This window comes from Vibrio sp. 1727 (genome assembly GCF_033344415.1).
Taxonomy (GTDB): domain Bacteria; phylum Pseudomonadota; class Gammaproteobacteria; order Enterobacterales; family Vibrionaceae; genus Vibrio; species Vibrio alginolyticus.
Map to the genome: position 1 here is coordinate 42,618 of NZ_JAWPOT010000029.1, position 6,314 is coordinate 48,931.

Genomic DNA, 6,314 nt, shown 5'->3' on the forward strand with positions numbered 1-6,314 from the left:
TGTCTTAAGACATATAGCTAGTATATTGGTATAACGATTGTCTTCACTAGTCTCATAGAAGATTTGTGCACAACAACCAATGGCAGAGCCATTATTGGGAGAATTTAATGAAATCAGTTTTAAAAGTGTCGCTACTTGCTGCAACAGTCATGCTAGCGGTAGGTTGTCAGAAAGAAGAAACTAAAACAGAAACCGCACCTCAAGCAGAACAAGTTCAAGCAGAAACCGGTAAAGCGGTTCACTTTAAAACCGACGACGACAAAGCGGCATACGCAATCGGTGTTTCATTTGCTAACTACCTAAGCACAAGCATCGACAAGCCAAGCGAAATCGGCATTAATCTTAACAAAGATTTGGTATTAAAAGGTATTGAAGACGTCTTCAAAGGCAATGCTGAATTGAATGAAGAAGAAACACGTGCAGCACTAGAATCTCTAGACAAGCGTGTTGCAGAAAAGATGCAAGCACAAGCGGCTGAGAAAGCAGCTGAAGCGAAAAAAGCTGGCGATGATTTCCGTGCTGAGTTTGAGAAGCAAGAAGGCGTAGTGAAGACAGATACAGGTCTTCTATACCAAGTAATGACACCAGCTGAAGGTGAGAAGCCAAAAGACACTGATACGGTTCAAGTACACTACAAAGGTACTCTGATCGACGGTACTCAGTTCGACAGCTCCTACGATCGTGGTGAACCTGCAACGTTCCCACTTAACCGTGTAATCCCAGGTTGGACAGAAGGTGTTCAGCTAATGCCTGTGGGTTCTAAATTCAAATTCGTTATCCCGCCAGAGCTAGCATACGGTGACCAAGACACACCAAGCATTCCTGCTAACTCAACGCTAGTATTTGAAGTTGAGCTGCTAAAAGTTGAGAACGACAACGCAGAGCAATAACAATAAGCTGCGATAAGTTATTGAAAAAGGTCCGTTTAACGGGCCTTTTTTGTTCTAGGTCACTAGTTGGTGAGTTTGCTAGGTTGCTTTTCAAATTTTCTGATAAACTTACACCAATTTGTTGATTTTTCGCTCGAAGGCTTATGACAACTACAGAAACAATAAACGCGGAGATGTTGCTCGAAATGGAATCCGTTAACGTGATGCCGTTTACCGAGCACGACAAAATCATTTTAAGATCTTATGAGGCGGTCGTGGATGGTATCGCCAGCCTGATAGGTCCATTTTGTGAAATCGTTCTTCACTCTCTAGAAGACTTAAATACCTCTGCAATTAAAATCGCTAACGGTGAAAACACGGGGCGCCAAGTCGGCTCACCAATCACTGATTTAGCGCTTAAGATGCTAAAAGACATCGAAGGCTCGGAGCGCAACTTCTCACGTTCGTACTTTACCCGTGCAAAAGGTGGCGTGTTGATGAAGTCGATTACTGTCGCCATTCGTAATGGCGAAAATCGCGTGATTGGTTTGTTGTGTATCAACGTCAACTTGGATGCGCCTTTCTCGCAAGTTCTTCAGTCTTTCATGCCGACGCAAGAAGCGAAAGAAGCGGCTTCCTCGGTCAACTTTGCTAGTGACGTAGAAGAGCTGGTGGACCAAACTGTTGAACGCACCATCGAAGAGATCAATGCGGATAAATCCGTGTCTAACAACACCAAAAATCGCCAGATCGTGATGGAGTTGTACGACAAAGGTATCTTCGATATTAAAGATGCCATCAACCGTGTCGCGGATCGCCTTAATATTTCAAAACACACCGTTTACTTGTACATTCGTCAACGTAAAACCGAGGATGATGAAAGGTGAGTAAACTGACTTACACGTTAGTGGTGAATGGTCCCGTTTATGGCAGCCAGTCAGCGCGCAGTGCTTATCAGTTCGCCAAAGCGGTGATAGAGCAAGGCCATCAGCTAGTGAGCGTCTTCTTTTATCAAGATGGTGTGACTAATGGTACTGCTTTGAGTGTGCCAGCCAACGATGAATTTGATCTCAATAAGGCGTGGCAGTCTTTGGCTAAAGAGCATGGTGTTCGCCTAGAAACTTGTGTCGCGGCCGCTTTGCGTCGCGGGATTGTAAGTGAAGAAGAAGCGAATCAACATGGTTTGGTTCAGAACAATCTAGCCGATGGTTTTGAACAAGCAGGCTTAGGTAGCCTAGCTGAAGCGATGTTAACCCAAGACAGAGTGGTACAGTTTTGAGTCAGTTAACTTATCTATTTCGTAGTGCGCCACATGGCAGTGCAGCTGGTCGTGAAGGTGTGGATGCACTGTTAGCCGCGTCGGCTTACTGTGAAGATATCAGCGTCATTTTCATGGGTGACGGGGTATACCAGCTTCTACTCGGACAAAACCCCAACAATATTTTGAGTAAAGATTACGCGCCGATGTTAAAGCTTTTCGATTTATACGACATCGAACAAGTCTTTGTGTGTTCAGAGTCGTTAACCCAGCGAGGTTTGGCGCAAGCGGATTTAGTCATTGAAGCCCAAGCGTTAAGCTCAGAACAGCTCAAAGATAAGTTACAACACGCTGGCAAGCTACTGTCTTTTTGAGGAAGGTATGTTACACATCATAAAAACAGTCTCTGCTCTAGAAGACGCCATGCCCTTATGCAGTGAACAGGATGACATCTTACTTATAGAAGATGCAGTGTACGCTGCTAACTCGCAACATAAAGCATTTTCCCATCTAAAAAACCTCAGCGTATTTGTGTTAGAGAGCGATGCGCAAGCTCGCGGTATTGCAAATCGTATCAGTCCATCGCTGACGATTGTGAATTACTCAGGCTTCGTTGAACTAACAGCAAAACAGGATAAATCCCTAACTTGGGATTGAACAAGATTTGCTGTCGACAAAGCTTTACGGATGAATTGTTCTAATTGAACAAAAAAGATCCGTATATTTCTTGACACACCTCTCACTGCTGCATAGAATTTTGCGTCCCTAACTGCATTGGCAGTTGGGGATAGATTTTTCACAAAGCTTACTTTCAAGTAAATCAGGAGCTAGTTAATGGCAACTATTAACCAGTTGGTACGTAAGCCACGTGCAAAGCAAGTTGTTAAAAGCAACGTGCCTGCACTAGAAGCGTGCCCACAAAAACGTGGTGTATGTACTCGTGTTTACACTACTACACCTAAAAAACCTAACTCAGCACTTCGTAAAGTTTGTCGTGTACGTCTGACAAACGGCTTCGAAGTTACATCGTACATCGGCGGTGAAGGTCACAACCTTCAAGAGCACTCAGTTGTTCTAATCCGTGGTGGTCGTGTTAAAGACCTTCCAGGTGTGCGTTACCACACTGTTCGCGGCGCACTAGACTGTGCTGGCGTAAATGACCGTAAACAAGGTCGTTCTAAGTACGGTGTGAAGCGTCCTAAGTCTTAATGGATTCCGTTAAGTAAGGCCAAACACTAAATTATTTTTAATTTTTTGAAAAAACTGAAAAGTTTTGGATAAAACCTGAAGAAGACAACGGAGATAAATCCATGCCACGTCGTCGCGTCATTGGTCAGCGTAAGATCCTTCCAGATCCAAAATTCAAATCTGAATTGCTGGCAAAATTCGTTAACATCCTAATGGTTGACGGTAAAAAATCTACTGCAGAGAAAATCGTTTACACTGCACTAGATGCTATGGCTGAAAAGTCTGGTAAAGACCACTTAGCTATTTTTGAAGAAGCTCTTGAAAACGTTCGCCCAGCGGTAGAGGTTAAATCTCGCCGTGTTGGTGGTTCAACTTACCAAGTACCTGTAGAAGTACGTCCGGTTCGCCGTAACGCACTTGCTATGCGTTGGTTGGTTGAAGCTGCGCGCAAGCGTGGTGAAAAATCTATGGCTCAACGCCTAGCTGCTGAAATGCTAGACGCGTCTGAGAACAAAGGTACTGCGGTTAAGAAACGTGAAGACGTTCACCGCATGGCTGACGCAAACAAAGCGTTCGCTCATTACCGTTGGTAATACCTTCTGTGCTGCGAGGTTCTCTCGCAGCACTTTTCTATACTCTAAGGTACACCTTAGTAAGAGGATACAATCGTGGCTCGTAAAACTCCTATTGAGCTATACCGTAATATCGGTATCTGTGCTCACGTAGATGCAGGAAAAACAACCACAACTGAGCGTATTCTGTTCTACACTGGCCTTTCTCACAAAATCGGCGAAGTTCACGATGGTGCAGCAACCATGGACTGGATGGAGCAGGAGCAGGAGCGTGGTATCACTATCACATCCGCTGCGACTACTACATTCTGGCGTGGTATGGAAGCACAGTTCCCTGAGCATCGCGTAAACATCATTGATACCCCTGGACACGTTGACTTTACTATCGAAGTAGAGCGTTCTCTTCGTGTACTTGATGGTGCTGTGGTTGTGTTCTGTGGCTCATCTGGTGTTGAACCTCAGTCTGAAACTGTATGGCGTCAAGCAGACAAATACCACGTTCCACGTTTGGTATTTGTAAACAAGATGGACCGTGCGGGCGCAGACTTCCTACGCGTTGTGAACCAAATTAAGAATCGTCTTGGTGCGACTCCTGTTCCAATCCAGCTGAACGTTGGTGCGGAAGATGAGTTCAGAGGTGTCATCGACCTTATCAAGATGAAAATGATCAACTGGAATGATGCCGATCAAGGCACTTCGTTTACTTACGAAGACATCCCAGCTGACATGATTGAACTTGCTGAAGAGTGGCGCAACCACATGGTTGAATCCGCTGCTGAAGCTAGCGAAGAGCTGATGGACAAGTACCTTGAAGAAGGTGAATTGACTGAAGCTGAGCTCAAACAAGCTCTACGTACTCGCACACTAAATAACGAAATCGTACTGGCTACTTGTGGTAGTGCGTTTAAGAACAAAGGTGTTCAAGCGGTACTGGATGCAGTAGTTGAGTTCTTGCCATCGCCTGTTGACGTACCTGCAATTAAAGGTGTCGACGAAAGAGAAAATGAAGTTGAGCGTCATGCTGACGACAACGAACCTTTCTCAGCGCTAGCGTTTAAGATTGCGACTGACCCATTCGTGGGCACGCTAACTTTCATGCGTGTTTACTCCGGTGTTGTAAACTCGGGTGACGCTGTTTACAACTCAGTAAAAGAGAAGAAAGAGCGTTTCGGTCGTATCGTTCAGATGCATGCGAATAAGCGTGAAGAAGTGAAAGAAGTTCGCGCTGGTGATATTGCAGCTGCTATCGGTCTGAAAGACGTAACAACAGGTGACACACTGTGTGATCAGAACCACAAAGTGATTCTAGAGCGCATGGAGTTCCCTGAACCAGTTATTCAGATTGCTGTAGAGCCTCGTTCTAAGGCAGACCAAGAGAAAATGGCTATCGCGCTAGGTAAACTAGCAGCGGAAGATCCATCATTCCGCGTGGAAACGGACGACGAATCAGGTCAGACTCTGATCTCAGGTATGGGTGAACTTCACCTAGACATTATCGTTGATCGTATGAAGCGTGAATTCAGCGTTGATTGTAACGTTGGTAAACCTCAGGTTGCTTACCGTGAAACCATTCGTGGTAAAGCGGAAGTTGAAGGCAAGTTTGTTCGTCAATCAGGTGGTCGTGGTCAATACGGTCATGTTTGGGTCAAACTTGAGCCTTCTGAGCCTGGTGAAGGTTTCGTATTCGTAGACGAAATCGTGGGCGGTGTGATTCCTAAGGAATACATCAGTTCGGTATCGAAAGGTATCGAAGAGCAAATGAATAGTGGTGTTCTAGCGGGTTACCCTGTACTAGATATTAAAGCTACACTATTTGATGGTTCTTACCACGATGTAGACTCAAGCGAGATGGCGTTTAAGATCGCTGGCTCGATGGCATTCAAGAAAGGTGCACTAGAAGCACAACCTGTGATTCTAGAACCTATGATGAATGTCGAAGTAACCACTCCGGAAGACTGGATGGGTGACGTTGTTGGTGACCTAAACCGTCGTCGCGGTATCATTGAAGGCATGGACGAAGGTGTGGCTGGTCTTAAGATCATCCGTGCTCAAGTACCACTATCCGAAATGTTCGGTTACGCAACTGATCTACGTTCTGCAACTCAAGGCCGTGCGTCTTACTCTATGGAGTTTCACGAGTACGCTGAAGTGCCGAAAAACTTCGCAGATAAAATTATTGCAGAGCGTGGTTACTAATTGACGATTGAACTGCAAAAAGTTTACGACTTTTTGCGAGATCAGGGCGTCCAAATATTGCGCTAACGGGCGTTGGCGCATAAAATAACAATTTCTGGCGCGTCGTCGATCAATAATGATCACGACGAATCATAACTAGGAAGGAACACGATCGTGTCTAAAGAAAAATTTGAACGTACGAAACCGCACGTTAACGTTGGTACTATCGGCCACGTTGACCACGGTAAAACA

General features: G+C 45.1%; 8 protein-coding genes. All 8 read left to right on the forward strand.

Annotation, left to right across the window (positions count from 1 at the left end; genetic code table 11):
* The first annotated feature begins 107 nt into the window (after positions 1-107).
* The 8 genes from fkpA (at position 108) to fusA (ending at position 6,083) form a co-directional block, all read left to right on the forward strand.
* Positions 108-890, forward strand: coding sequence for an FKBP-type peptidyl-prolyl cis-trans isomerase (gene fkpA / locus R8O10_RS21175; RefSeq protein ID WP_017821751.1), 783 nt, complete (start codon positions 108-110; stop codon positions 888-890).
* Positions 891-1,033: 143 nt separating this feature from the next.
* Positions 1,034-1,756 (forward strand): transcriptional regulator, encoded by a 723-nt coding sequence (locus R8O10_RS21180; protein ID WP_005382804.1) that lies wholly within the window; start codon positions 1,034-1,036, stop codon positions 1,754-1,756.
* Positions 1,753-2,148, forward strand: a complete 396-nt coding sequence (gene tusD, locus R8O10_RS21185; RefSeq protein ID WP_017821752.1) for a sulfurtransferase complex subunit TusD — start codon at positions 1,753-1,755, stop codon at positions 2,146-2,148. The genes R8O10_RS21180 and tusD overlap by 4 nt, the downstream gene beginning before the upstream one ends.
* Entirely contained in the window at positions 2,145-2,501 is a 357-nt protein-coding gene (tusC, locus tag R8O10_RS21190) for a sulfurtransferase complex subunit TusC (RefSeq protein WP_065274919.1), read from the forward strand. The genes tusD and tusC overlap by 4 nt, the downstream gene beginning before the upstream one ends.
* Before the next feature lie 7 nt (positions 2,502-2,508).
* The gene (gene tusB / locus R8O10_RS21195) at positions 2,509-2,784 is read left to right on the forward strand and encodes a sulfurtransferase complex subunit TusB (RefSeq protein WP_065274918.1); all 276 of its coding nucleotides are present in this window, start codon (positions 2,509-2,511) and stop codon (positions 2,782-2,784) included.
* A gap of 177 nt (positions 2,785-2,961) precedes the next feature.
* Positions 2,962-3,336, forward strand: a complete 375-nt coding sequence (rpsL, locus tag R8O10_RS21200) for a 30S ribosomal protein S12 (protein WP_004399892.1) — start codon at positions 2,962-2,964, stop codon at positions 3,334-3,336.
* 101 nt (positions 3,337-3,437) lie between these two features.
* Positions 3,438-3,908, forward strand: coding sequence for a 30S ribosomal protein S7 (rpsG, locus tag R8O10_RS21205; protein ID WP_005382796.1), 471 nt, complete (start codon positions 3,438-3,440; stop codon positions 3,906-3,908).
* Positions 3,909-3,983: 75 nt separating this feature from the next.
* On the forward strand, positions 3,984-6,083 hold the full coding sequence (gene fusA / locus R8O10_RS21210; RefSeq protein ID WP_005382794.1) for an elongation factor G: 2,100 nt from the start codon (positions 3,984-3,986) through the stop codon (positions 6,081-6,083).
* The last annotated feature ends 231 nt before the right edge of the window (positions 6,084-6,314 follow it).